The following is a 24,476-nucleotide window of genomic DNA, read 5'->3' as shown; positions in this document are numbered from 1 at the left end:
ATTTCAATCTTCTTGCTAGCTATTCAGCGGCTTGAATTTCCAAAGGGAAAATTGTCCAAGGAGTTGCGACATCTGTCCATTTTATCCCAGCCTACATCACTGCACCTTTGTAATGTCAAAAATTGACAAACGAATTATTAATAAAAAAACAGAAAGTTATGACACGTTTACAAGCATTAGATCCAAAGGAAGCAACCGGAAGATCAAAAGAATTATTTGAAGGTATCCAAGGTAAATTGGGTATGGTTCCCAACATGATGAGAACTATGGGGAACGCTTCAGTGGTTTTGGAAGGCTACTTGAACCTAAGCGATATTTTGGGTAAAGGATCTTTAGGCGGAAAATTGGGTGAGCTATTGGCTTTGACCGTAGCAGAATCCAACGCCTGTAACTATTGCCTATCCGCTCACTCGTTTATCGGTGAAAAATTGGTAGGTATCGATACGGATACCTTGAGTGCTGCAAGAGATGGTGAAAACGCAGATCCAAAAATCGCTGCTGCCTTGAACTTTGCAAAAGCATTGATCGCTAAAAACGGACGCGTTTCTACAGAGGACGTAGCAGCCGTTAAAGACGCTGGATACACAGATGGTGCCATAGGTGAAATCGTAGCACACGTGGCCTTGAACATATTCACAAACTATTTTAATAACACAGCCAACACCGATATCGATTTCCCAGTAGTGGAAGCCGCTACGGTATAATAAATCAGTAATCTTAAAAACAATTACAAATGAAAACGTTTAGAAATTTATTTCTTTTTGGAATTATGTTGTTTGCTGCTATCAGCGTGCAGGCACAAACTCCACCGGTAGACGATAATGGTCTTGCCATTGGTGGTTACGATGTGGTATCCTACTTTTCTGGGACAGCACAACGAGGAAGCAAAAGCTATGCGGTAAAGCATCATGGGGCAACCTATTACTTTGCGAGCAAAGCAAATCAAAATGCCTTTAAAAAATCTCCAAATAGCTATTTGCCTCAGTTTGATGGCTACTGCGCTTGGGGTGTAGGAGCAAAGGATGCCAAGTTTCCCATCAACCCGGAAACGTACACGGTAATCGACGGAAAATTGTACCTGTTCTTTAACGGACCCTTCAACGGGGAGCCTTTTAATACCTACGAAGACTGGGCACAACGCACTACGGAGCTGAAAACGGCGGCACACGCCAAATGGCCCAAGGTGAAAAAACAGTAAATAGTTTTAATTAGCTAATAAGGGTAGGGCCTCGCCATAGGTTCTGCCCTTTTTCAATTTTTAAAAATCACAACCATGGAAATAGAAAAAAAATTCCCGTTGCCTCCCTTTACCGAGGAAACTGCAAAGGAAAAAGTACAATTGGCAGAAGATGCCTGGAACAGTCAAGACCCTGAAAAAGTAAGCAAAGCCTATACGGTGGACACCGAATGGCGCAATCGTTCCCAGTTTGTGAACGGTCGTGAGGAGGTAGTTTCCTTTTTGACGGAAAAGTGGCAAAAAGAAAAAAACTACAAATTAAGAAAGGAACTATGGGCCTATACCGACAATAAGATTGCAGTTCGTTTTGAATACGAATACCAGAATGCCGAAGGAGCGTGGATTCGCGCGTATGGAAATGAGAATTGGGAGTTCAACGAGCACGGGCTTATGCAAAAACGCTATGCCAGCATCAACGATCTGCCGATAGATGAATCGGAGAGACGATTATAGAAACACAAGATGTCAGGTCGAGCGCAGTCGAGACCGCTTATAAGTTATCGAGATAAAAGACTTCTCGACTGCGCTCGAAGTGACAGACTTCAGATTTCTAATTACTGAGAACTGAGAACTGATAACTGCCTACTGAAAACTGACAACTGACAACTGAACATATATGGACATCTACAACACCAACACGCTCATCGACGAACAAACCGGGAACCTGGCCTTTAAGCTCTCCACTTTTGAGGATAGCTGCCAGTTTTGCGATACGCACCGGTTTAATTACTATTCCTTGATATGGATTAAAAAGGGGAGGGGTACCGCCCAAGTGGACTTTACGGAGTACGCGTTTACGCCAAATACCCTATTTGCCGTAACGCCCTACCAACCTTTTACCATATCCGAGGAAGAACCGTTGGAGGGCGTGGTGTTGAATTTTCATCCCGATTTTTTCTGCATTCACAAGCACCACGAACAAGTGGCCTGTAACGGAGTGCTCTTTAACAATATTTACAGCCCGCCCATGCTCTGTGTTACGGAGGATATGTGCCAAAATTTTGAATTGATGTTGCAGCAGATGTACACCGAGGTTCAAAAATCGGAACTGGCGCAATACGAGCTGTTGGTCTCTTATCTTAAAATATTTTTGATCACGGCCTCCCGTGCCAAGGCCAAGCAACAGCCCGAAGCCTTGGAAGGCACCTCGGACGAAAAGGAACCCTTTATCCTCCAAAAGCTCAAAAACCTGATAGAGACCCATTACAAGACCATCCACTCCGCTGGGGAATATGCCGACTTGCTGAACATTAGCCCCAAGGCCTTGGCCAAAATGACCAAAAACCATTTTAACAAGACCATGACCAACTTGATCAGTGAACGGATCATTATTGAGGCGAAGCGTGAGCTGTACCTCACCAACAAAACGGTAAAGGAAATTGCCTATGACCTCGGGTATGACGATGAGCACTACTTTAGCCGCTTTTTTAAAAATAATGCCGAAATTTCCCCTAAAACCTATCGCGAAACCGTGGGCTTTGCCCGTGGTGCCGTAGCCTAAACCAAACCCTTACTTTATGAAAACAAACGTAAACCACCAAACCTTACAGCAGCCCTTTGGGCAGGTGTACGACACATTAAAAAAACGCATTGTAGCGCATGGTTTTTTGCTCTTGCACGAGATCGATACCCAGGCCATTGTGGCCAAACATGGGGTGAGCATACCCCAATTGCGGCAATTGCTCTTTTTTGAGCCCAAATACATTGCGGAGATTATGGCGAACGACCCCTTGGCCATAAACGACATCCCCTTAAAACTGGTACTACAAGAAATTGACGCCCAAACCACCCAACTGAGTTTTAAAAACCCCGTGGACAGCCTACAGGATTATGGCTTGGACCCTGCCATGGCAGCCGAAATGTTGGAACGGGTGAATGGGATTTGTTCAATTTAAGGGCCAAATATCAGTAAATTGAGAATGATTAAGAGGTTTAAAATCATTATCCCTAAAAACTTTCAGTAATTTCTTAATTCTATTGAATCTTTCTTGGGTAAACTCGCCAGTATAAATATTCAATTCTTCGGTTTTATTTATAAATTCAATATATGCAATGTATCCATTAATGATAGTATTATCATAAACATTTTTGTTTTTCGGTTGCTTTATTGTCTCGTTAATTTGATCTTTTTTAGCAAATATTTGAGGTAGAAAAGGCTTAGGTTGATATTCTCTGTATTCTTTCGGTGCAGTGCCATCAGAAGACTCTACAAAATCAAAAAATCCTGCTTGAAAATATAAATAGGTTCTTTTCTCAATATCATTTTTTAATAAAGAGTTACCAATTACAGATTTCACAATTTTGTGTTCACATGCGATAACCGAAGTGTATAATAGATAAGAGTCAATAATGAGATTTACTCTAAAAGAATTTTCTATACAGTATTTCAATTTTTCAATTAGCATACTTTTAATATCATCATCATCAAATACAACATTCGTATAATCGATATAGCTTCCAGAGTCATATAAATCAGATCTTGCTTTTCTTTTTTCGTTTAAATTAATATCACTCAATAACCGATCAACATATCCAATTTTGAGAATTTTGATTTGTTTTATTAAATCCATTTTTAGATTGGTCTTATCTCCTTTATAGAAATTACTTAATCCTTCATGGATTACGTTAATAATCGTTTGGTCTTCTGTTATAAGAGTTTGGCTTTGTCTTAAGAAAGAATTTATAACTTTAATGAAGTAAAGGAATTTTTGTTTTGATTTTAATTCTTGCTTAAGTAGAAATTGTTTCAACTCATAAAAAATCATTGATTTGGTTTGGGGAGTATAATTTTCAATTTCTTCAATCAGATTTAAAACTTGCATAGTTTCATAAGCTTTTGTGAAATCTGACAGTTTATATTTAGCTCCAGCTATATCATTTCGAACATAAGTATTCGTATGATATATTCGAGAGATACTGTTTTGGTTTGTTAGATAGAAATCAAAGTTTTTTTCCCCAAAAAGACTGTAAAACACGGAGGATATCAATATTTTGTCAGGTTGGGAATAGTTCATAATTGATAGCTTGGAGGTTAGTTTTTCATAAGAAACCTGATCGAAGACATAAATATTACCATATCCCATAGATTTGGTTTGGACTTTTTTGCCAACCTCATCAATTTTTCCAACTGTTAGTATTTCTTCCAGGTTGTTGAAAATAATAGTTTGCAATTCACGATATTTGAAGAACAAAAGTTTTAAAAGAATATATTCCTTGGCTACAATATCTTCTTCATTTACAAATTGATAATTGAACTTGAACTCATTGATAAAGCGTTTAATGTCCCTGTATGTAGGTAGGAATATAAACCAATTTAAATCTATTAGTTGATTAGAGGTTATACCCGTTTCATTAAAAATGTCATCAAGATTAGGTATGTAATTTCTTGGTTTGTCAAATAATTTATAGAATCCTTGAAAGATAGGTTGATTTTGATTTGATTCTGTAGTAATGGGATAGGAAGTTCTTATTTCACTTAAGATAACAGATCTAATCGTTTTTTCATTAAACGGAAGTAAATTGATTTCTACTTGAAATATCTTATTAATATAATCTTTTTTATGGCTGCCACATGTTTTGGTAATATAACTTCGATTATATCCAGCAATAAAGATTACATTTTTAAAGTCTGATAATGATCTTATCAATTTAAAGGAGTCTAATATTTCATCACTTTCAAGTCTATCCAAATCGTCTAATAGAACTATAATTTGTCTATCTATATTCTTGATAGTATTATTGATTTGTTCATAGTAGTCTTCAATTGATTTTTTGCCAACGATAAGATTTTTTCCTGTTTCCAAAATATTAGAAATATCCCCTGGCATTATATGTAAAACCTCATTAACATAGTTGTCAATTTCACCACTAATTTCTCCTGAATAAGGTTTTAACTGATTTGCCAATAACTGAAAAAAGTTATCAATTATGGCCGAACTCCCTTTGTTTTTCCATATAGAATACCAAAAAATAATTGCCTGATTATTTTTCTTTTGGTAATCTTGATAAAAGCGTCGAAGAAAGGTTGATTTTCCATATCCCCAAGGAGCATTCAAGCCAATTGAAAAAGAGTTTTCAGTATTTAATGTCTCGACGACTTCAATTAATTTATTCAACACCAGTTCATTGTCAATCTCACCGTCGTGTGGTTTGTCTTCTATAAAAAATTGTCGATCTCCTTCATTTTCTTTTTTAAACTTGATTTCATTTGAACGATAGATTAGGACTAGATGAAGTAGAAAGAAATAATAGCTAACATCGAAGTACTTCAATGCCGAATCCAAGGGCGTAAAAATCAAATATGAACTTGTAAATCTTGATATTGAAAAACAGATTAATATTATACTAAATGCTAAAGAAAAGTTTGGATTAGGAATATATTTCTTTTGAATCCGATTCGCATATTGAACAGAAATTATTATTGTAAATAATAAATATGATACTTTAAAACTGTTGGATTCAAAGTTTACCGAGTTTAGGATAGAAGCTATTTTATGCTCAAAAAAATCAATGAAAAGAAGATAAGCACTAATTATACAAATTGAAATCAGGATATTTCTATAATTATCGTCTAAGAACTTATTTATCATCCGAAAGCTTTTTTTAAATACATAATCAGACAACCTTCTTTTAAAATTTCTTTGTTGAATTTGTCTTTTTAGTTAATTAGAGTATTATGAAAATGGTGGGGAAGTAAACTAAACTATTTAAAAAACAGTGAATATGAAAGAATAATCTTAATAAAAATTAAAAACCTTTTCCTATGACTTTCATAAGATACAGTTCTTACTTTTCGAAAAATTTATTGTTTGCCTAAATCCCCCCAATCTCCTTCAAGCTCAACCCAGTATACTTTTTAATAGTATCATCATCTAAGCCATCGTCCTTCATCTTCTTGGCAATACTAATCGCCTTTTCTTTTTCAGCCCGCTTTTTCTCGGTATCGATCTTAAATTGTTCCAGTTCCTGCTTTTCAGGGCCCATAATTTCAAACAGGCCGCTTTTTTGGAGTTTGTCCATCACCCCTTGGTCGGCAAAACTGGTGTAATTGGTTTCGGTGATCACCAAATGGTCCAGCACCTCCACTTTTATGAGTTTCCCCACTTTTAGCATGTGGTCAGTAAAGGTAATATCGGCATCGGTAACCTCGTGCGTGCCGCTGGGGTGGTTGTGCACCAAGATCAGTTTACTGGCCAGTTTGTAGATCGCCATCCGAAACACATCGGGCGGGTCGGCGTTTACCCGGTTGCTCGCCCCAAGGCCAATGAGCTCCACAAATAGTATTTTGTTATTGTGGTTAAGCCCCACCACCCAAAAATGCTCTTGGTTGCGGCGTATCTTGTTTTCGCGCAACAAAACCTGCTGCATGATCGCATATATGTCCACGGAGTTGAGCACTTTGATCTTTTGTTCTTTGGTAAGCCGTACGTTCATGGTAGGTGTGTTGTTGTTTTTGGGTTTGGGAAAGGTAGTCCATGCCCGTGAAAAAAGCAAAAATGCCCTATGGGCATAAAAAAACCGCCCCTCACGATCGGCAAGGGGCGGTTTTGGTTTTCTTCGGAATCCAATTACTGCACAATGCTGTTCAGTTGCTTTACTTTGGCATGGAAATTTTTAAGGGTAGTGGCCAATACCCCAATTTGTTCCTGTGCTTCTTTCCATTCCTGCTGTTCAATGGCCTCGCGCACGCCTGGAAGTGTTTTTACCCCATAACCCGTATAAAATCCGGGAGCGTAGATCTGGTGTTTAAACCAATCCCTACGGGGCAGTCCCTTATCCTGCAACAATACCTGCTCCATGCCCATCAACTCTTGGTTCAGTTGTGCCTTTTTGGCACTGGACAAGGCAAGTACATCGGCCTTGGAAAAGGTGGCTATACTTTTCTTTAGATCGGCAACCACATTTTGTATGGGCGAAAAGTCCAAATAGGGAACTTCAGCCTCCATTTTTGCAGGTGCTATGGGTTTTTTAGGGTCCATTACCAATTGGTAGGCATCCTGTTTCACCAGTTTGTTGTGTTTTTCCACTTCGGAGCGCATGTTTTCCAAAGTTTTTATCACCTCGCCCAAATAGGTTTCAATAGTACTGTGCCATTGGGTGAGTTCAAACGGCAATACCTCGGCATTTGCCAAACGTAGCGAAATACGTCCTGCCGTGTTGGCCAAGGCCACGCCATAATCGAACCCAGGATCTTTAAAACGGGTGTAGTGGGTATAGGTATCGTAAATAGTGTGATACTCCCCACCACGGCCTTCACCGCCGTAGCCCAAGTTCAACGAGGCAATCCCCGTATGCTGTATAAAAGGTGTATAATCCGAACCAGAACCCAGTGCGGACAATTTAAAGGAATTGTCTCCTCCGCGCATTACGTTGGCCGCTTTGCGACGCTCCGCTACGGAAACCCCTTTTTGTGGGTCGGTCACCGCATTGGCCACTTGGCTTACCATGGCTTGTAGGGAGTGGGAACCACCGGCACCCAAATACCCACGGCTGTTGCCATCGGTATTAATGTAGGCCACAGCCTTTTCTTTTAATTCAGGAATATGATCTTCTACCCATTCGGTGGAACCAATCAATCCAGGTTCTTCAGCATCCCAAGCACAGTACACCAAGGTACGTTTTGGTTTGTTACCTGCTTTGGCCAATTTGGCTACTACGCGGGCTTCTTCCATCAAGGCCACCATGCCACTAATAGGGTCGCTGGCACCGTGTACCCATGCATCGTGGTGGTTACCACGGATGACCCACTCATCGGGGAATTCATCACCCTCCAAGGTAGCGATCAGGTTGTGGGCAGGTTTCAACTGCCAGTCAAACTCCAATTTTAGGTGCACTTTGGCAGGTCCGGGCCCAATATGATAGGTAAGGGGCAAAGCACCTCTCCAAGAAGCAGGGGCCACAGGGCCTTTTAACGCTTCCAATAAGGGTTGTGCATCCTCGTACGAAATCGGCAATACAGGAATCTTGGTAATGGTCGGAGCATCTTCACGCTTTAAACGCTTCGCATCCTTGGTGGCGGCATAGCCGGGCGTTAATACATCACCAGGGTAGAGTGGCATATCCATTACGGAACCACGCTGCACGCCAGTTTTGTTTTTAAAAGCCCCCTCGGGGTACACATCACCTTGGTAGTAACCATCATCCTTTGGATCAGAATAAATGATACAGCCAATGGCACCTTTTTCGGCGGCCAATTTGGGTTTGATACCTCTCCAAGAACCGTAATATTTGGCAATAACAATCTTACCTTTTACATCAATCCCCAATTTTTCGAGTTCTTCATAATCGCTGGGAATTCCGTAGTTCACAAAAACCAGTTCGGCTTCCACATCACCATCGGTGGAGAAAGCATTGTAACTGGGCAATAATTTATCGCCCTGCGCGGTATAGGGGTCTCCCTCCACGGCAATCGCTTCTAAAGAAGCAGTGTATTTGGTGGGAGCGGTCAACTCCAACAAACGTACTTTGGGATAAGGGAATAGCACTTGGTAGGTATCCACACGGGTTTTGTATCCCCAGGATTTAAATTGCTTTTCCATCCATTTTACGTTCTCTTCGCCATATTCGGTACCAACCCAGTGGGGTTCGGCGGCCATGCGCTTCATCCATTGGTCCAAATTGTCGGAAGAAAGTTGTTTTTCGTAGTTTGCTTCGAGCTGTTCTTGCGTTTCGGAAGCTTTGTCACTAAACCCAATAATAGTTTCTTGGGCCGTAATACTGATTGTCCCTAACAATAGGAGTAGGGGAAGTAATTTATTTTTCATTGGTCTGAATTAGCTGCCTAAATTTAAGGGTTTGTTTAATGGTAATAAAGGAAAAAGGGGAGAAGTCATGCCAAATTTTCAAAGAAAACCGATTTTCCTTAGAAAAGTAATTGTATTAAAGCTAAAAGTAATGGTTTATTCTCACTAACTTGTTGAAAATAGACCGACGCTAATATACATGGGTTGCCACAATGTGGTAAGGAAGTAACTTCTCAATGGTTATCCACCTATATCCTTCCATCTATTCCTAAAATCAATCTATTAAAAAACAGGAACAATAAGTGCGAAACTTATTATTGTATTGCAAACAACCTAAATAAATAGATATGGAACGCACACTTTTTGAACGACTTGGAGGTAGAGAAGGGATATCCGCTATTGTGGATACCACGGTAAACAATCACATGGAAAACCCTGCGGTCAACCCCAGGTTTCTTCCCTTAAAAGATCAACCGGAACGCTTAAGAATTATTAAGGACCACACGATAGACTTCTTCAGTATGGGCAGTGGTGGGCCGGCAAATTATACTGGAATGGATATGGTAACCGCCCATACCGGGATGAACATTAGTCCTGGCGAATATTATCATGTAATGGATGATATTATGCTTGCGTTGGATTCGAACGGAATAGATGAAGAATCCAAAAAGGATGTGTTGGCCGTTTTATGGTCTATAAAAGGTATGATAGTTTCAAAGTAAACAGTTGTGTATGGATCAAGCAAGGTATTTACTATTGGGGAATATTAATTATTTTAGGAGCAACCAACCTAAATAACAATATGTCTCAACGTAGAAAATTTCTGAAGCAAGGAGCCGCAGCCGTGATGTCCTTGCCCTTACTATCCTTTGATTCACAAAAAGATTGGTCCATTGAATCTTTAAAAACCAACACTCCCAAAGATGAGGCGTATTGGAAGATGGTCCGTAAACAGTTTCCTTTAAAAGATGGGCAAACGTACTTCAACAATGGCACCATGGGGCCTACGCCTGGTTATGTGTTGGACAAAATGTTCGACCACATGATGCACTGGAACGTGGAAGCCGCTACGGTGGATTATAAAAATGGTTCAGGTCCAGAATTACTTACAGGCTATTTCCCGTATGAGGAACTACGGACCAAGCTGGGCAAGATCATCAACTGCGATTTTAAAGAAATCTCCCTGACCCAAAATGCCACTTTTGGCATGAACTACGTGGGTATGGGCCTTAACCTTAAAGAAGGCGATGAATTACTCAATACCAATCAAGAACACGGTGGAGGCTTTGGAGCATGGCGATTGTTGGCCCAACGCAAAGGCTGTGTTTACAAAATGGCTACGATGCCCGAACCTACCAATGACCCGCAAGAAATTGTGGATGCCATTTTTAAGGAAGTCACCCCAAAAACCAAAGTGATTGCGATTCCGCATATCATCTCCGGTTTTGGAACCGTCATGCCGGTAAAGGAAATCTGTACGGAAGCTAAAATACGGGGTATTTTCACCGTTTTGGACGGTGCGCAATGCGTGGGGCAAATTCCTGTAGATGTTAAGGATATTGGGTGCGACGCCTATTATTCCAGTTTGCACAAATGGTTGTTGGCCCCTGCTGGGAGTGGTTTGTTGTACATCAATAAAGATGTGGTGGGCGATATTTGGACCACCATTGCCAGTTATAATTGGGATAATGAGGATGATCATGGTTTCCGGTTGATGCAAAACGGAACGGGTAATGCCGGGCTTATGACAGGTTATGATGCTGCTGTGGACTTTTTCAACATAATTGGTCATGATGTATGGCTAGGCCGTGTAAAGGAGTTGGGCAAATATTTGCGTGATGGCCTCAAGGAAATGAAGCATGTTACCTTTTATTCATCCACCAATGAAGCGATGGCTGCAGGAATCACCACCTACGGTGTTGAAGGAATGAGTGGACCAGAGCTCCAAAAATATATGTGGGAAAAGGAACGTTTGCAACCCCGTTCCGTAGGGAGTAAAATGCTACGTCATTCGGTACATATTTATAACTCCAAAGAAGAAATTGATAAGGCTTTGCGGTTAGTTGCCGAGTTGGGGTAGCTTTCCTGAAGCCGGTTCCATATAATCAGCCTTTGGAAATAAGTGACATATATTTCACAAATTCTTTTTTCACCTTTGGAAATAAAATCAGTAACCCAATCATATTGGGAAATACCAGGGCCAAGATCATGGCGTCGGAGAATTTTATCACGGCATCCAGGGTGATAGCCGCACCCAATACGGTAAACAGAAGAAATATCACTTTATAGGTTAAATCAATAAATTTCCCGCGCCCAAAGAGATATTTCCATGCCTGTAATCCATAATAGGACCAAGACAAGATGGTCGAAAATGCAAAAAGACAAACGGCTGCCATGAGCACATAAGAGGATCCACTGATTGCATTTTCGAAAGCCATGGAGGTTATGTTGACTCCACCAAGACGGCTGCCATCATGCATCAAAGCTTGACCATCCACCACATTGCCATAAACAAACATGCCATCCATGTTAAAAAGAATGATGACAATGGCCGTCATAGTACAGATAAGTACGGTGTCTATAAAAGGCTCAAGCAAACCCACTAACCCTTCGGATGCAGGATGAGAGGTATTCACCGCAGAATGGGCAATCGCAGCGGAACCAGCACCTGCTTCATTGGAGAATGCCGCTCTTCGAAACCCTTGGACAAGTACCCCTACGAATCCGCCGGTAATGGTGGCTTTCGGGGTAAAGGCTTCCGTAAAAATGAGACCGAAGGCATCATCGACCCATTGAATATTGGAAAAAATGATGAACAAGGATGCACCCACATACAAAATGGCCATGAACGGAACCACTTTTTCCGTAACCTTAGCGATACGTTTTATTCCACCAATAATGACAATTCCCGCCAATAGTGCAAAAATCAACCCAATGATACTACCGGAAGATTCCCCCGAAAGTCCAAAACGCTCAATGATCTGTGCTGCGGCCTGATTGCTCTGAAAGGCATTTCCTCCTCCAAAAGAGGCACCAACACAAAGAATGGCAAAAACAACGGACAAAAACTTGCCCAAATGGGTCAGTCCCATTTCCTTTAATCCTCTGGACAAATAATACATCGGCCCTCCAAAAACATTTCCATCTTTATCAATATCGCGGTATTTTACACCTAAGGTGCATTCCACAAATTTTGAGGACATCCCGAGCAGCCCTGCCAAGATCATCCAAAAAGTGGCTCCTGGCCCTCCAATGGAAATGGCAACGGCTACCATGGCAATATTGCCCAGACCCACCGTCCCCGATACTGCAGTGGCAAGGGCTTGAAAGTGGTTTACTTCCCCTAAGTGACCTTCATCTTTAATGGTATCCATTAGGTCCCCCTCCACTTCATAAACTTGTGCTTTTAAATGGGGTTGATTTTTTTCAAGATCGTCATACTTGCCACGTACCACCTGTATAGCGGTTGGGAAATGTCGAATATTGACAAAACCAAAGTACAGGGTAAAAAAGAGTGCACCCAGTATCAAAATAATCAAGACCAAAGGGATATCATGACCCAAAATGGGAACTTCTGCCAGAATCAAATTTTCCCACCATTCTGCAAATGGCATAAAACCATCATTGATTTTTTCATCCAATCCTTTTTCTGATGATGATGCGAATAGTGAGGTGCTTGAAAGTGATAATAAACTGAATAACAGTAATCTGCCCATAACTTGAAATTTTTGGGAATTTCGATTGCTGATTCGAATTTATGGACGGTTGTCGGAAAGAATCTTGAAATGTCAGTAACCAAAAAACTGACAAATCTGTTGTAACCTATTCATTTTCAATATGAATGTTTTCTTTGGGAAGCTGAAGTCTAATTTTACGTTCCCTGTTTTCCGACATTTCGAACAAAGTGTTTTTAAGCGGTGTAAAATGCTTGTTCTTAGTCCAGTTCTTTTTTCCAAAAAGGCCATTGAGCAAAGCTTCCATCAACCGTTTTAACTCATTATGATCGTTAATGTCATAGTTTTTGGCACCATCGAAGTTTTTGGGTTTGATTTCGAGCCAACCTTCGGTAGTTACCAGTCTTCGCTCTGCAAAAGTTTTAAGCAGCCTATGGAGGGCAGGGGTTAGCTGTACCGTTCTGTCCCCATGACCAGGAAAACCTTTGAGGGTCACTTCGTAATTGCTGGTACCGCTGGATTTGTTACGTTTTCTAAAAAGAAGCTTTAATTGGTATGTTTCCGGAATAACGGTTTCGGTGAGTTCTTTGACCCAGCTCAAGGCTAGCGCAAAAAAGAGCATGATGAGGGATGTCTTAAAAATAGCAGAGAACAATAATAGGTTGATGGTATTGTCCATCAGTTTATATACTTGTGCAATCAAGGTAATCAGCACGGTTATGATGGCCAAAAAACCCAATAGCGGAAGTCGTCGCTTAATAAATGATTCCCAAAGTACAAAACCTAAAAAAATGAGGGTCAACAGTGCATAATAAACATCCAGTTCGTTTATGGCCGATGCCGACCGGCCAAGGAATATTTTGTGTAGGGTAGGAAGTAGTGCAAATACAAAAGGGATACCTATAATGTAGGGCCAAAACTTATTTTTTATCAATCCGGCAAAAGGTTTGGGCAAATATTTGAACCACGGTAGAGCCAATAAAATAAAAAGACTGTTCAACAAAGAAAACACACTTCTAAGACCTTCTTTAACGGGATAACTAGCCTCATTGCCATCCAAATATGTCACCTCTACCAATCCAGAAAATGCCCAACAAAGAATGGAAAGGGCCAACCACACCGGTCCAAAATCTTTCTGTTTTTTCCCAATATGATACCAAATGGACATTAGGGCCATAAAAGCAAATAGGCATACCACAAATTGCCACCATCCATAAAATTTCGAAATCTCCAGTGTGGAAGATATTACTGGGTCTTGGTATGTTAAATGAATTAGAAGCAAGTAATTGATTGTTGAATAGGTTGTCAAGGTATAAATATAGTAATACGATAGAGCAAAGGCATCAGGTATTTGTTATATAAGAGTGGTTTGAAGCCAAGATAACTGAGTTTATGGCTATATTTAATAAACATTCAATATTCCATGGATAAAATCAAAACTCTTGCATTACTAGTAGTAGCCCACCTAGGAATCTTATCAAACGCACAAGACAAAAAGGTATTCCAAAACGTGAATGCATTGGTCAAGGAAACACAGCGTGTTATTTCCATTGAGTCAGGGCAAGTGATTGACACGGCTTATTTGCGAACTTTATTTTTGCCCACGGCTCACTTTAGTATGGTCGGTAAGGAAGATGGAGCGTATAGTCAGGAAACCATGGGTCTCGATGAATTTTTGGAAACGCTGACTGACGAATATTATTCGTTGGGATACCATGAAGAATCCACTGGTGAAATTGTTGATGAATACAACGGCATGGCTCAGGTTATTCAAAGTTTTGAAGGGGAAGACTCCGATAACGAAACAGGAAAAGGGGTTAATAGCTATCAATTGGTATACTCCGAAGGACGTTGGTGGATTGCCAATATGGTTTGGGCCATGAGTTCGGATGATGGCAAGGATATTCCAAAGAAGTATTTGAAGGATGATTAACAGGAAACTTTATCTATTAAATTATAAAGGTTGTAGTATATAATTCAATTATTTTTAGAAAAATCCTACTTTTAATCCGCACAGTAAAATTTAATTAATCCTACTTTTTTAGAGCACATGAAAAACATTGACAAATTATTTTCTATGAGTCATTTATGTGCCTTTAGCTAACCAAAACAATTTATGAAAAGAGCTTTCAGTTTACTTCTGTTATTAACTTTATTTATCTCATGTTCGGAAAGTGAAGAACCTACACCTCCTGAGACACCCGAAACCCCTAATGCAGTAGAACAAGGTGCCCAATCTTTTAGTATTAGTAATAAAGATATCACTGCTAAAAATTCTACCAATCTTGCCGCCAAGGAATTTATACCAGCCTATGTTTTTGTAAGTGTAGAAACCAGTAATGGCAATAAAATTTTGGACAGACAAAAACTTGATGTTATTGAGCAGGAAGGTGATTATGTAACCGATGAAATAATGTTGGACCCCGGAACTTACAAATTAACGGAGTTTATTGTGGTAGATTCTGATGATTTAGTCATTTCCTTGGTACCAAAAGCTATCTCGGCTTTATCTCAGTTTACCGGCACTTCGCTTCCATTTAATTTCACCGTACAAGAAGCGGGTTCAAAGAACACACCCATTGAAAATATTGAGACAGCTGGTTACTCATGGGTAGAATTTGGATATGAGGAAGATGACCTTGTTTTCCCCGAAGCGGAAGATTTTTTTACGTTAACCGTTGATGATTCAGAAAACTTAACAACAAAAGTAATTTCCTTGAAATCGCTGACAGGTTCGACCTATCAAATTGATTGGGGAGATGGCACCGTCGACGAATATGTTTCAATCCTAAGCGATATAAATATAAATAATGAGCTGTCCCATGATTATGTGGAGAACGGTATTTATGAAATTAAAATTATTGGGGCCGTTGAGGTTTTGACTTATGTGATTTTAGGCGGTGTTCAAGAGGATGATTATTACACTAACATAGTATCTGTTGATTTGAATAATTTGATATTGTTAAAGACTTTTGGTGCTTATGGAGGCAAATTAACTTCAATAGATGTTTCTCAAAACAATTTATTGGAGGAACTCTGGATAGCGAGCAATAAGATTTCCAGTGTGGTTGTTACAAATAACGCTAAACTAAAATCATTATATATTGGTCATAATGAATTGACAAATTTGGACGTTTCCCAAAATTCGGATTTGGAGATATTAACTATTTCGGGTAATCAAATTTCCGAATTAGATATTTCAAACAATTCCAAACTAATTACTTTACTTGCTAGTGGTAATGCATTGACCCAAATTGATTTTTCCAATAACCTAGTTCTTGAACAATTAAATTTGGGGAATAATTTACTTTCAAGTATTGACCTTTCTCAAAACTTGAATTTAAAGGAAATAAATGTTGGGAGAAACAATTTGACACAGATAGATCTTTCTAAAAACACCAAATTGGAACGTATAGACCTGTATGAAAATCAAATAAGCTCGATTGACCTTTCTGCAAATCTAAAACTTAGGGATTTATATATCGGTGATAATTTATTGGACAACATAGACTTAAGTGTGCATAGCAGTTTCGAAAGGTTATCCATTCATAACAATAATTTAAGTAGTTTGGATTTATCCAACAACCCCTTGGTATCCCATTTGTATATTGGCAGTAATCAATTCAGTGGAGCCCAATTGGATTTGATAATTTCAGGTGTTTACGATAATGCCGTTTTAAATTCAATCAATCCGGGATATATAGATTTCCAAAACAATCCAGGTACCGATTTGATTGACCAATCTACTATTGCTAAAATCAACGAATTAGCACTGGATTATAATTGGTCATTTAATAATGGTTAATTGATTGCTCATACGACTTAATATAAAATAAGGCGCACCGTTAGGTGCGCCTTTTTACGTTCAATAAAAATATAAACTTACTTTTCAATTCCTGGAACGCCCTCTGGTTTTTTGGTTTGCCAGTGGAAAGGTTCCGCTTCTTTTTCAACAGGTGCTACTTCGTCCAGGGAATCTGCATCGTACACCTTACCGTTTTTAATCACATGAGTCAGTGTATTGGTGTTTCGGATATCATCCAACGGGTTTTCATCCATAATTAAGATGTCCGCCAATTTACCTTCTTCAATACTTCCCAAGTCATTATCAAGTCCCAGAGCTTCGGCACCTAATATGGTAGCTACTTTTAAAGCATCCATATTTTCCATGCCTCCGCTGGCCACGGACCATAGTTCCCAATGGTAACCCAATCCTTGAAGCTGGCCATGGCTTCCAACACCACCAATTCCATTATCTTTCACCAAATCCTTCATGAATTCGGCATGTTTTGGAAATATGTGTTCCTCTGGCATAAACCATGAACCTCTTCTTCGTGATTTTTGTGCCAATTCTTCATATGGGGTAAAATATTGAAGTTTTTTATCGTGGTAGGGTTGTTCGGTGGCATAATAATAGTTTTCTGCCCATGGACCACCGTAGGACACCAAAAGGGTAGGGGTAACCGCCATTTTGGACTCCGCAATGGAATGTACCACATCTTTATAAATGGGATAAATGGGCAACGAGTGCTCATGGCCTGGATATCCGTCCAACATTTGTGTCATATTGAGTTTAAAATCAAGTCCACCTTCGGTAGTTGGCATCAATTCTAATTCTTTGGCTGCCATAATGATCCATTGGCGCATCTGCCGGTTCCCTACCAAATACATTTTGATGCTCTTGGTATTGTAGTACTCACTGTACTGTTTCAACACTTCTTTGGCATGTTCCAAGGATTTGATTTTGTACGCCCAATACCCAACACCAGGTCCAGTGCTATAAACACGGGGACCGTGCATCATACCGGCATCTACCATATCGGAATACGTCAATACATCAGTAGAGGCAGTTTGTGGGTCGCGTGTTGTGGTTACACCGTAAGCTAAATTCGCCGAGTAAATCCAGATCTGATTTTTGTGAATCCCCCAGTTGGGCCACATATGGGCATGGGTATCTACAAAACCAGGTGTAATTGTTTTACCACTGGCATCTATTTCTGTCGTTCCTCTAGGTACATCTAAAGAGCCGGATGTTCCAACAGCTTTGATTCGGTTGTTGTCGATAAGGATGTCACCGTTTTCAATCACCTTATCATCTTTCATGGTAATGATTCTGGCACCTTTAAGCAATATGGTTCCTTCTGGAATATCCTTGGTATAGGTTACTTTTACCTTCAGTTCTTTTGCTGTGTACCCTTTTTCTTCTTCCTTATCCTTTTCTTCCTCTTTTTTATCATCATCTTCTTTATCTTCCTCTTTCTCCTTAAGCTTTTCTGCTTCTTTTTTGGCCGTGGCTACACTATCGGCATAAGCCTCGGCAGCAGGGATGTTATAGATAAAATGACTGGCTCCCAATGACCAGTGTACATCTTTGCTATTACCGGCCCATTCGGGGAATTCTCCTCCCATTACAGTAAGCTTTTTGGCTGGGAATGCTGCTTTTTCCGCATTGGCAACCGAAATCTTAGGGGTTTTTCCAAATTTTGGAATGGTAACCGTGTAAATGTCATTGTTGATTTTGGCCAATGCCGTGGTTCCATCTGGTGATATCTTTATTTCGGATGGGGAAGAGGATTTATCTTCGGGAGCTTGATATTGTTCTGAGCCCGGTAAGATGTTATGTCCTCCATTTTTGTCATGGAAACCAAAAGACGAAGAACCATAAGTGGTGATTCCACTTAATTTTAGATGTTCTTTTTGGTTGGTTCCATCCCATCGAATAGATAATAAGGATTTCCCTTTGCTTAAATAAATTCGGTTGTCCACTTTGGTAAAATGCGGATTGGAACGACCTTCTGCTTTGTCAATTACGGTAATTTTACCACCATTGGTAGAAATCCATGCCAAATCTTCCTGTGCACCACTAGCCCTTGGCCCAATGGCATCTCGGTAGACTTGCGCAGAACCTTTGGTGAACACAATTCTGTTATCATTGTAAGACCATGCAGGGTTATTATAAATGGCAGCTTCTTCCGTTAGTTTTTCTACTCCTCCACGTCCGTTGGCATTCACTTTATATAAGTGCCCCCCGTCTGTTTCCCATGAGGCAAAAACAATGCTTTCCCCATCTGGTGACCAGGTAGGTTGTGCTTCGGTAAAATCGTTTTTGGTCAAACGTTTAGGTGTCCCGTCGGGCAAATCCATAACGTATAATCGGTTCAAGGCTGTAAAGGCAAGCTTGCTACCATCTGGTGAAGGTACTCCATCTCGTATTTGGGTAACCAGCGCCTCTGGGGTATCCTTTATAGGATATTTAAACGAGAGTTGTGGTCCAAGTTCAATGTTCACATCAACCTCAAAGGGAATTTCTGTTGCAGTATTGGAAGTAACATTAATAGTATAGATTTTACCACCATAACTGGCAATTAAGTTTTCACTGTCTGGAGTAAAAGCCATTCCGGGCAATACGCCCAAAGGTGCAATGGATTCTTGTTCGTCACGTTGTACAGGATAGGCTAACCAACGCTCATCACCGTTTTCCAAATTACGAATTACCAGTCCCGTTTCTGTTTCAAATCGGCTACCGAATACCAACCATTTACCATCTGGAGAAAGGGTAGGGGTGAATGCTGACCCGTAACGTGAGGTAATGGTAGAAATTCCTCCATCATCCATGCTATAAGTGCCCAATTGATATTGCGGTAATTGCGCATTATAGTTCCAAGACCTCATTCTTCGGGAAAAATAAATGAGCTTGCCATTGGGGGAGAACTCAGGATCAATGGTTTTTAAATTATCGGGTTTGTCAATAAGCTGGGCTCCACCGCCTCCATCTTTGTGGTACATGTGCAGTTTAATGTTTCTACGACCACGAGCACCAACAATATACTCACCATCCGGGCTCCAATCGGCCGAGAAGAAGTTTTGGTTGTTGTCTTTTGTTATCTGTTTGGTTTCTTCCGATTCCAGCTCCATGGTCCAGATGTTATCGGAACCGCTCTTATCGGAAATAAATACGATGGATTTTCCATCCGGACTGTACCGGGGGTGTACATCATAAGCTAATCCGTCTGTAATTTTTGTTGCTTTCCCTCCCGATATTGGAATAGTGTACAAATCGCCCATCATATCAAAAATGATAGTTTTACCATCTGGACTTACATCGAGGGATAACCATGTGCCTTCTTTGGTTGTAAAGGAAATTGTTCTTTCGGGTTCTAGGGGAAGCTCTTTGGTGGCTTTTTTTGTACTGTCGTTTTCCTGCTTTTTGTCTTGTGCCAAAAGCGTTGAAAATCCAAGGAACAGGAGCAAAGCCAATAGGTAGTAATTTCTTTTCATTTAGTTAGTTTAATGATGACTTAAGCTAACAAGATATGAAAAAATGGAGTTAAGGTTTTATATTCTCAATGAATAATTGGTTTGCAATTAGATTTAATGAAAATGTATATTGAATAAAAAATGATAATTGCACTTAAAACATTCAAGTTTTATAAGATAAATGCAATTAAATCAATAAAATTTTGATTTTATATAATTCAGAAAAACACCATTGGATATTAAATAAAGTGACCATCAACTAATCCATTATATTGATATATGATAAGGCCTTCAAAAGCATTATCCCGGTATTGATTTGGTTACAGTTTTTGTTGGTGGTTTTCATTGATGACCTCTCAAAGTTGCTATTCTTACACAAATTCTCTCCATGTATACATTATAACGGTAGATTTGTGTATTTCATCATGATTGTCATTGTTTTTTGTTAAATTTCGTTAAAATCGAGCTATAGATTTTATTTAATTAACTAAAAATTGAGAACACGATTATGAAAAACCTCATTAAAACACATCGTTATTCCTTATGGCTAGCTGCCGTTATGGGTGTATTTGTATTTAATTCATGCACAGAAGATGCAGCAATGGATGATAATATGAATGCTATCCAGGAAAGCGAACAGCAGCGTTTGTCGCTCGTTTCAAGGACAGGTGACCCTATCATTATTAATGACTTATCAGAGAATGATATTTCTGTGGCGAGAGCTACCGGTGCAGCTGGAAATGATAGAGGACGTTTTAATATAACCCTAAAATTCTTGTTGCCCCCAACTGAAAGACAAGCAGAGGTGTTTGACCAGGCAGCAGCGCGATGGGAAAGAATTATTATAAAAGACGTACCATCTTTCACAGGAACCATTCCATCCTCATTTACAGGATTTCCGCCAGCTGTTGATGGCACTCTTGACGATGTGGTCATTGAAGTGGCATTGGCACCTATTGATGGTCCAGGTGGTATATTGGGACAGGCAGGGCCAAGTTTTGTAAGAACTGAAGATTTTCTCACTTTATCCGGTGTAATGTTTTTTGATGTAGCAGATTTGGACTTTTTGGAATCCTTGGATTTGTTCGAAGATGTTATTGTGCATGAAATGGGTCACGTTTTGGGTATAGGAACTCTTTGGAACACAGTTCCTTTTGGATTTGATAGAACATTACTACAAGGTCCTTTGACCAGTCCTTATTTTGCAGGACGTAAAGCCAATGTGTTCTGGAATGCCGAAGGTGGAACTGGTGAATTGCCTATTGAAAGCGATTTTGGTCCGGGAACGGCCTTTGGTCACTGGAAAGAAACAACCTTGAATAACGAGCTTATGACTGGCTTCTTGAATTTGGGAGAGAATCCATTAAGTAGGATTACTGCTGGTTCCATGGCCGATTTGGGATATGGAGCAGCCAGTGTTGGAGAATCTTATGATTTACCTAAAGGTACTCCAGGAGTTGATTTAAGTACCCTTGACGAAGCAGGTTCTGCCGAAGGCCTAAATATTGGTGCAATGGAAACGCTTTTGATGCCTATCGGTTTTGTTGAAACAAGTAAGAAGTAATAAAATTTAATTTTTATTTATGAGGCTTGTACTTGAAAAGGTACAAGCCTTTTTTATTGAATGGTATTTAACTTTTAGAGGCTGTTTTTCGATTCGAAAAAGTATGGGATTAAAGTAATCCTTTCTCTTCCAAGGTTTCTTTAAGCCTATCATGATTTTCCCAAAATCGGTCCTCGATTTTCTGCATAACAGCTTCGTATTTAGGATTTCTCTCAAGTTTTTGGAGGTTAGGGTCCAATCTCATAAACAACAGAATCCAATACTGAAAATGGTTTTTGTTTGAAAATATTTCCAATTGTTCTATGGCCTGATCTAGCTTGCCTTCATAAGCATATTTTACGGCCATACTTGCTGGTTGATAAATAGATTGGTCGTTTTCACAATACTCGGTATAGGATTTTAATAATTCATTGGCTTCTTTTTGAAATCCCATTTTCTCATATGTAAGACCAATTTTGATATCCTCCTGCGGATAAATATCCAATCCACGGGCCTTTTTTATCTCATTATAAGGCTTGTAATATCGATAAGCACTGTCGTATTCTTTCTGAAAATAATGTAGTTTGGCCACTTCTTGTAAAATGTCAAGTCGAGTGGTATCCTTTCTCAATTCACGTTTTAAGCTGTTCAATGTCTGTTTGATGTCCTTGTTTTTGGCATATCGGATATAAGCTTTTAAATAGGGAGCGTAATAATTGTTGGGATTGATTTCGAGTGATTTGTCGATATAAAATAAGGCTTCATCGGTAAACCCGGATTGAACAAGTGCATTACTAAGATGGAGATAGGTATAGCTTTGCGTAATATTGTTGTCTGCCACATCCAACTGAATACCCTTTAGTGCATATTCCAAATATTTTCCGGTATTGGGGAGGGCATTGGAGTAAATGGAAGATAAAATATTTACTACCCCCGATGAATTGGGGTTGTATTCTAAAGCTTTTTCCAAATGTGGGACTGCTAACCTATAATCTCCAATATGCATATAATACAAGGCCTTTGCAATTAAGCTTTCTGTAAGTTTGGAGTCATGCAGCAAGGCCTTGTCCGCATAATTGTTGATGGTTTCGGTATATTTTTTTTCCTTTTTGTAAAGATCAAGATAATAATAGGCAATGGCCAAATCAGCATAGACCAAGGCAAATTGCGGGTCTTCTTCAATGGCTTTTTCAAATAAAGGTATGGCTTCCAACAGGCCTTCAACAGTTTCTCGATTAAAAGGTTCTTGGGCTTGAAGATAATAATCGTAGGCCACCAGGTTGCCCGTTGGTTTTTTATCAATTTGTTCCAGTTCAGATGGGGTAACCTTGGCTTTGATGGCGTCGGCAATTTTCTTGGCCACTTCGTTCTGAACGGCGAAAATATCGACCACCTCGTGCGTATATTGCTCTCCCCAGATTCTGGTGTCGGTAGCGGCATCAATCAATTGGATATTGAGCATTACTTGGTCGCCAACTTTTTGGCCACTTCCTTCCACTATATAATTCACATCCAGTTCCGAAGCAATTTCACCGATGTTCTGATTGGAATTTCGATATTTTTCCACCGATGTCCGACTTATCACCCTTAGATCTTCAATTTTTTGAAGGTTGCTCAAGGATGCCTCCATCAACCCGTTTACAAAATACAGGTTCGTCGAATCACTACTTTCATTTTTAAACGGAAGTACTGCAATGGATTTTTCCAAGCTTGTTTTTTGTGCAATCTCTGCAGTAGAAGGATAGGAGGGCATTAAGATATATGCGATACCACCACCGATTAAAATCGCTATGGCCACAAAGGCCCATATGTATTTTTTTGGAAAAGATGTTAATGTTTTCTCTTTCTTTTCTTCAAAACCTGGTTTGCCAACTTCTCCTGGTGGGTGGCCATAGTGTTCCCGAAAACATTTGATAAAATAGGAAGTACTTCCAAAGCCTACCTGATAGGAAACTTCAGAAACCGTAAGGCCTGTTTCCTTAAGCAATTCCATGGCTTCCCGTAGTCGTATCTGACGAATAAATTGACTGGCGGAGAGTTGCGTTTGTTTTTTGCATTTCCGAAGCAGATTCGAACGGCTCATATTCATGACATTCGCCAACTCCGATACCCCAAAGTGCTCATCATTGAGATGTTCCAGAATTATAGCTTCTGCTTGTTCCGTAAATTTTAGCCCTTTTGGTTTGTCTAGCATAGTGGTTTGCAGATTAATAGCTACATGGAAGTAACAAAGATAAGCGATTCCTTATCAGGGTAAAAATGCAGGTTTTGCCGCATAATTTATATCCGTGCATCATAATTTTCACCGCCTGTGCAGAGCTTATACACAACGGAGCATAGGTGATTAGTGCTGCATCACGTTTTGGGGAACCTTTGTAGTGTAAAATTTAATGTTCAACAATTAAAACTAAAAGTCATGAAAAATTTTCAATTAAATTCAGTAAAACAATTACGATTAGTACTATTCATTTTAGTCTTAAGTCTATCCGCCTGCGGACAACAGAAACCCAAATCCGACAAGGAAGTTGTTGCAGAAACGGAGGTAAGCACGCCGGATATTACTATGCAAGAAGCGGTGGTTACCGGAAACTTGGATGCGGTAAAACAGCATATTGAAGCTGGAACCAATATTAATGAAAAGGATGCCCTTAGTGGTTCCACTCCTTTGATTACAGCCATTACCTTCGGAAAAAATGACATTGCCCAAACACTTGTGGATGCTGATGCTGATCTGTCCATTAAAAATAATGATGGCGCTACAGCCTTACATGTAGCTGCTTTCTTTGGTAGGGTAGAAGCTGTTCAGATGTTGATGGATGCCGGGGCCGATAAAACCATGAAAAACAACTTTGGGGCTACTCCACGTGAGACGGTTATGGGTCCGTTTGAGGATATAAAACCTATATATGAAATGATGCAGCAACAATTGGCGCCAGTTGGACTTCAGCTTGATTTGGCCGAGGTTGAAAAGACCCGTCCGGTAATCGCTATAATGTTACAATAATCAACAATTAAAAAAACGA

The 24,476-nt window shown here is 39.8% G+C and carries 18 protein-coding genes; 11 read left to right on the top strand and 7 right to left on the bottom strand.

What is annotated here, in order from left to right; genetic code table 11:
• The first annotated feature begins 158 nt into the window (after positions 1 to 158).
• From D2V08_RS17165 to D2V08_RS17145, 5 genes are all read left to right on the top strand, one after another.
• Entirely contained in the window at positions 159 to 704 is a 546-nt protein-coding gene (locus tag D2V08_RS17165; protein ID WP_119609652.1) for a carboxymuconolactone decarboxylase family protein, read from the top strand.
• Between the two features lie 29 nt (positions 705 to 733).
• The gene (locus D2V08_RS17160) at positions 734 to 1,198 is read left to right on the top strand and encodes a YHS domain-containing (seleno)protein (protein WP_198519698.1); all 465 of its coding nucleotides are present in this window, start codon (positions 734 to 736) and stop codon (positions 1,196 to 1,198) included.
• Between the two features lie 75 nt (positions 1,199 to 1,273).
• Entirely contained in the window at positions 1,274 to 1,690 is a 417-nt protein-coding gene (locus D2V08_RS17155; RefSeq protein ID WP_220473416.1) for a nuclear transport factor 2 family protein, read from the top strand.
• 163 nt (positions 1,691 to 1,853) lie between these two features.
• On the top strand, positions 1,854 to 2,738 hold the full coding sequence (locus tag D2V08_RS17150; protein WP_119609651.1) for a helix-turn-helix domain-containing protein: 885 nt from the start codon (positions 1,854 to 1,856) through the stop codon (positions 2,736 to 2,738).
• Between the two features lie 16 nt (positions 2,739 to 2,754).
• Entirely contained in the window at positions 2,755 to 3,132 is a 378-nt protein-coding gene (locus D2V08_RS17145; protein ID WP_119609650.1) for a DUF302 domain-containing protein, read from the top strand.
• On the opposite strand, the gene D2V08_RS17140 is transcribed toward D2V08_RS17145, so the two are convergent.
• From D2V08_RS17140 to D2V08_RS17130, 3 genes are all read right to left on the bottom strand, one after another.
• Positions 3,124 to 5,826 (bottom strand): KAP family P-loop NTPase fold protein, encoded by a 2,703-nt coding sequence (locus tag D2V08_RS17140; RefSeq protein ID WP_119609649.1) that lies wholly within the window; start codon positions 5,824 to 5,826, stop codon positions 3,124 to 3,126. The genes D2V08_RS17145 and D2V08_RS17140 overlap by 9 nt on opposite strands.
• Before the next feature lie 223 nt (positions 5,827 to 6,049).
• Positions 6,050 to 6,670 (bottom strand): JAB domain-containing protein, encoded by a 621-nt coding sequence (locus D2V08_RS17135; RefSeq protein WP_119609648.1) that lies wholly within the window; start codon positions 6,668 to 6,670, stop codon positions 6,050 to 6,052.
• A 134-nt stretch (positions 6,671 to 6,804) separates the two neighbouring features.
• Positions 6,805 to 9,000 carry a transferrin receptor-like dimerization domain-containing protein gene (locus tag D2V08_RS17130; RefSeq protein WP_119609647.1) on the bottom strand — a complete coding sequence of 732 codons (2,196 nt, stop codon included), beginning with the start codon at positions 8,998 to 9,000 and terminating at the stop codon, positions 6,805 to 6,807.
• 326 nt (positions 9,001 to 9,326) lie between these two features.
• Here D2V08_RS17130 and D2V08_RS17125 point away from each other — a divergent pair, with 326 nt between their 5' ends.
• Both D2V08_RS17125 and D2V08_RS17120 read left to right on the top strand, forming a co-directional pair.
• Positions 9,327 to 9,701 (top strand): group I truncated hemoglobin, encoded by a 375-nt coding sequence (locus D2V08_RS17125; protein WP_119609646.1) that lies wholly within the window; start codon positions 9,327 to 9,329, stop codon positions 9,699 to 9,701.
• 80 nt (positions 9,702 to 9,781) lie between these two features.
• Positions 9,782 to 11,059 (top strand): aminotransferase class V-fold PLP-dependent enzyme, encoded by a 1,278-nt coding sequence (locus D2V08_RS17120; RefSeq protein WP_182835585.1) that lies wholly within the window; start codon positions 9,782 to 9,784, stop codon positions 11,057 to 11,059.
• A 25-nt stretch (positions 11,060 to 11,084) separates the two neighbouring features.
• Here D2V08_RS17120 and D2V08_RS17115 read toward each other — a convergent pair whose 3' ends face one another.
• Positions 11,085 to 12,695, bottom strand: coding sequence for an alanine/glycine:cation symporter family protein (locus D2V08_RS17115; protein WP_119609644.1), 1,611 nt, complete (start codon positions 12,693 to 12,695; stop codon positions 11,085 to 11,087).
• A gap of 106 nt (positions 12,696 to 12,801) precedes the next feature.
• Positions 12,802 to 13,935: a hypothetical protein gene (locus D2V08_RS17110; protein WP_147374179.1), complete on the bottom strand. Its 1,134-nt coding sequence runs from the start codon at positions 13,933 to 13,935 to the stop codon at positions 12,802 to 12,804.
• A gap of 141 nt (positions 13,936 to 14,076) precedes the next feature.
• Between D2V08_RS17110 and D2V08_RS17105 the strand changes: the two genes are divergently transcribed.
• Together D2V08_RS17105 and D2V08_RS17100 are read left to right on the top strand one after the other, a co-directional pair.
• Positions 14,077 to 14,586 (top strand): hypothetical protein, encoded by a 510-nt coding sequence (locus tag D2V08_RS17105; protein ID WP_119609642.1) that lies wholly within the window; start codon positions 14,077 to 14,079, stop codon positions 14,584 to 14,586.
• A gap of 183 nt (positions 14,587 to 14,769) precedes the next feature.
• Positions 14,770 to 16,458 (top strand): leucine-rich repeat domain-containing protein, encoded by a 1,689-nt coding sequence (locus D2V08_RS17100; RefSeq protein ID WP_119609641.1) that lies wholly within the window; start codon positions 14,770 to 14,772, stop codon positions 16,456 to 16,458.
• 77 nt (positions 16,459 to 16,535) lie between these two features.
• Here the strand turns inward: D2V08_RS17100 and D2V08_RS17095 are convergent, their stop codons facing one another.
• A complete protein-coding gene (locus tag D2V08_RS17095) occupies positions 16,536 to 19,931 on the bottom strand; it encodes an amidohydrolase family protein (RefSeq protein ID WP_119609640.1) in 3,396 nt (1,131 codons plus the stop codon).
• Between the two features lie 487 nt (positions 19,932 to 20,418).
• Between D2V08_RS17095 and D2V08_RS17090 the strand changes: the two genes are divergently transcribed.
• Positions 20,419 to 21,474 (top strand): leishmanolysin-related zinc metalloendopeptidase, encoded by a 1,056-nt coding sequence (locus D2V08_RS17090; protein WP_119609639.1) that lies wholly within the window; start codon positions 20,419 to 20,421, stop codon positions 21,472 to 21,474.
• A gap of 109 nt (positions 21,475 to 21,583) precedes the next feature.
• On the opposite strand, the gene D2V08_RS17085 is transcribed toward D2V08_RS17090, so the two are convergent.
• On the bottom strand, positions 21,584 to 23,647 hold the full coding sequence (locus tag D2V08_RS17085; protein WP_119609638.1) for a helix-turn-helix domain-containing protein: 2,064 nt from the start codon (positions 23,645 to 23,647) through the stop codon (positions 21,584 to 21,586).
• Between the two features lie 222 nt (positions 23,648 to 23,869).
• Between D2V08_RS17085 and D2V08_RS17080 the strand changes: the two genes are divergently transcribed.
• Complete coding sequence (locus D2V08_RS17080; RefSeq protein ID WP_119609637.1) at positions 23,870 to 24,457, top strand: ankyrin repeat domain-containing protein; 588 nt, start codon at positions 23,870 to 23,872, stop codon at positions 24,455 to 24,457.
• Positions 24,458 to 24,476 lie beyond the last annotated feature (19 nt).

Origin of the sequence: Flagellimonas lutimaris (assembly GCF_003581615.1) — a bacterium.
GTDB lineage: Bacteria > Bacteroidota > Bacteroidia > Flavobacteriales > Flavobacteriaceae > Flagellimonas > Flagellimonas lutimaris.
This window is presented reverse-complemented; position numbering and strand designations above follow the sequence as displayed.

Excerpts from the sequence above, each read along its gene's own strand:
- D2V08_RS17165 (WP_119609652.1), top strand. The coding sequence starts at position 159 with ATGACACGTTTACAAGCATTAGATCCAAAGGAAGCAACCGGAAGATCA.
- D2V08_RS17160 (WP_198519698.1), top strand. The coding sequence starts at position 734 with ATGAAAACGTTTAGAAATTTATTTCTTTTTGGAATTATGTTGTTTGCT.
- D2V08_RS17155 (WP_220473416.1), top strand. The coding sequence starts at position 1,274 with ATGGAAATAGAAAAAAAATTCCCGTTGCCTCCCTTTACCGAGGAAACT.
- D2V08_RS17150 (WP_119609651.1), top strand. The coding sequence starts at position 1,854 with ATGGACATCTACAACACCAACACGCTCATCGACGAACAAACCGGGAAC.
- D2V08_RS17145 (WP_119609650.1), top strand. The coding sequence starts at position 2,755 with ATGAAAACAAACGTAAACCACCAAACCTTACAGCAGCCCTTTGGGCAG.
- D2V08_RS17140 (WP_119609649.1), bottom strand. The coding sequence starts at position 5,826 with ATGATAAATAAGTTCTTAGACGATAATTATAGAAATATCCTGATTTCA.
- D2V08_RS17135 (WP_119609648.1), bottom strand. The coding sequence starts at position 6,670 with ATGAACGTACGGCTTACCAAAGAACAAAAGATCAAAGTGCTCAACTCC.
- D2V08_RS17130 (WP_119609647.1), bottom strand. The coding sequence starts at position 9,000 with ATGAAAAATAAATTACTTCCCCTACTCCTATTGTTAGGGACAATCAGT.
- D2V08_RS17125 (WP_119609646.1), top strand. The coding sequence starts at position 9,327 with ATGGAACGCACACTTTTTGAACGACTTGGAGGTAGAGAAGGGATATCC.
- D2V08_RS17120 (WP_182835585.1), top strand. The coding sequence starts at position 9,782 with ATGTCTCAACGTAGAAAATTTCTGAAGCAAGGAGCCGCAGCCGTGATG.
- D2V08_RS17115 (WP_119609644.1), bottom strand. The coding sequence starts at position 12,695 with ATGGGCAGATTACTGTTATTCAGTTTATTATCACTTTCAAGCACCTCA.
- D2V08_RS17105 (WP_119609642.1), top strand. The coding sequence starts at position 14,077 with ATGGATAAAATCAAAACTCTTGCATTACTAGTAGTAGCCCACCTAGGA.
- D2V08_RS17100 (WP_119609641.1), top strand. The coding sequence starts at position 14,770 with ATGAAAAGAGCTTTCAGTTTACTTCTGTTATTAACTTTATTTATCTCA.
- D2V08_RS17095 (WP_119609640.1), bottom strand. The coding sequence starts at position 19,931 with ATGAAAAGAAATTACTACCTATTGGCTTTGCTCCTGTTCCTTGGATTT.
- D2V08_RS17090 (WP_119609639.1), top strand. The coding sequence starts at position 20,419 with ATGAAAAACCTCATTAAAACACATCGTTATTCCTTATGGCTAGCTGCC.
- D2V08_RS17085 (WP_119609638.1), bottom strand. The coding sequence starts at position 23,647 with ATGCTAGACAAACCAAAAGGGCTAAAATTTACGGAACAAGCAGAAGCT.
- D2V08_RS17080 (WP_119609637.1), top strand. The coding sequence starts at position 23,870 with ATGAAAAATTTTCAATTAAATTCAGTAAAACAATTACGATTAGTACTA.